The sequence below is a fragment of the Companilactobacillus nuruki genome, from assembly GCF_002872255.1.
GTDB lineage: Bacteria > Bacillota > Bacilli > Lactobacillales > Lactobacillaceae > Companilactobacillus > Companilactobacillus nuruki.
In genome coordinates this window covers 1-2,172 of the sequence record NZ_NIPR01000037.1, presented here as the reverse complement: position 1 = coordinate 2,172, position 2,172 = coordinate 1, and the positions used below count along the sequence as shown (strand labels likewise).

Genomic DNA, 2,172 nt, shown 5'->3' with positions numbered 1-2,172 from the left:
CGTTAAAACTTGACAAAATATGGAAATACATCCACTTTTATCGCGCAGTTTTCGGTGTTTCAATTAATTCATTAATTCTTAATATCCAGTTTTCAAGGTACGAGTTTGAGGGTAGACCCCTCAAAACTAAACAAAGTTTTAACTATTTGTGTATTCCGTTGATGCTTACGCATCATATCCTTAGAAAGGAGGTGATCCAGCCGCAGGTTCTCCTACGGCTACCTTGTTACGACTTCACCCTAATCATTTGTCCCACCTTAGACGGCTAGCTCCCCGAAGGGTTACCCCACCGGCTTTGGGTGTTACAAACTCTCATGGTGTGACGGGCGGTGTGTACAAGGCCCGGGAACGTATTCACCGCGGCATGCTGATCCGCGATTACTAGCGATTCCAGCTTCATGTAGGCGAGTTGCAGCCTACAATCCGAACTGAGATCGGTTTTAAGTGATTTGCTTACCCTCGCGAGTTCGCAGCACGTTGTACCGACCATTGTAGCACGTGTGTAGCCCAGGTCATAAGGGGCATGATGATTTGACGTCGTCCCCACCTTCCTCCGGTTTGTCACCGGCAGTCTCACCAGAGTGCCCAACTAAATGCTGGCAACTGATAATAAGGGTTGCGCTCGTTGCGGGACTTAACCCAACATCTCACGACACGAGCTGACGACAACCATGCACCACCTGTATCCATGTCCCCGAAGGGAAAGACTTATCTCTAAGCTTTTCATGGTATGTCAAGACCTGGTAAGGTTCTTCGCGTTGCTTCGAATTAAACCACATGCTCCACCGCTTGTGCGGGCCCCCGTCAATTCCTTTGAGTTTCAATCTTGCGATCGTACTCCCCAGGCGGAGTGCTTAATGCGTTAGCTGCAGCACTGAAGGGCGGAAACCCTCCAACACTTAGCACTCATCGTTTACGGCATGGACTACCAGGGTATCTAATCCTGTTTGCTACCCATGCTTTCGAATCTCAGCGTCAGTTACAGACCAGAAAGCCGCCTTCGCCACTGGTGTTCTTCCATATATCTACGCATTCCACCGCTACACATGGAGTTCCACTTTCCTCTTCTGCACTCAAGTTTACCAGTTTTCGAAGCACTTCCTCGGTTGAGCCGAGGGCTTTCACTTCAAACTTAATAAACCGCCTACATTCTCTTTACGCCCAATAAATCCGGACAACGCTTGCCACCTACGTATTACCGCGGCTGCTGGCACGTAGTTAGCCGTGGCTTTCTGGTTGAATACCGTCAGTACGTGAACAGTTACTCTCACGCATGTTCTTCTTCAACAACAGAGTTTTACGATCCGAAAACCTTCTTCACTCACGCGGCATTGCTCCATCAGGCTTTCGCCCATTGTGGAAGATTCCCTACTGCTGCCTCCCGTAGGAGTTTGGGCCGTGTCTCAGTCCCAATGTGGCCGATTACCCTCTCAGGTCGGCTACGTATCATTGCCTTGGTGAGCCGTTACCTCACCAACTAGCTAATACGCCGCGGGTCCATCCAAAAGCGATAGCAGAGCCATCTTTCAAGCTACGATCATGTGAAAGTAGTTGTTATGCGGTATTAGCACCTGTTTCCAGATGTTATCCCCCACTTTTGGGCAGGTTACCCACGTGTTACTCACCCGTCCGCCACTCACCAAGGTCCAAATCAAGGAGCAAGCTCCAATCAATGGTTTGGTTCGTTCGACTTGCATGTATTAGGCATGCCGCCAGCGTTCGTCCTGAGCCAGGATCAAACTCTCATATTAAAAGTTTGTGACTCATAAAAAAATTATACTAGCGAATTGACTTCGTTGTAAAACCAACAAAATGTTGGCCTACACAAAATAGTGTTAAAACTTTGTTCAGTTTTCAAAGGTCTACCAGCTGATTAAGCGCTTACGCTCATCAGCGACTTAATTATTTTATCAAGGAGACAAGTTGATGTCAAGAACTTTTTAAAATAATTTTTCTAACAACTTATCAATAAAACAGATAAGTTGTTAGATGTCATCTCAACAGACAACTTAATTATCTTACCGAAGATGCAAGATCAAGTCAAGCATTTCTTTAAAATAATTTGGAATCAACAGCCAAGCGATAAAGCTTGAAAGCGTTGATGCCATTGCTCTGTCGCAACAACAAGATATATATTACCACTTAGCAAAGCGATGTGCAACCCTTTTTTAT

General features: G+C 46.2%; 1 rRNA gene. It reads right to left on the bottom strand.

The features are described 5' to 3' along the window. Window positions 1–184: 184 nt before the first annotated feature. Window positions 185–1,751 (bottom strand): 16S ribosomal RNA (locus tag CBP76_RS09295). Between the last annotated feature and the right edge of the window lie 421 nt (window positions 1,752–2,172).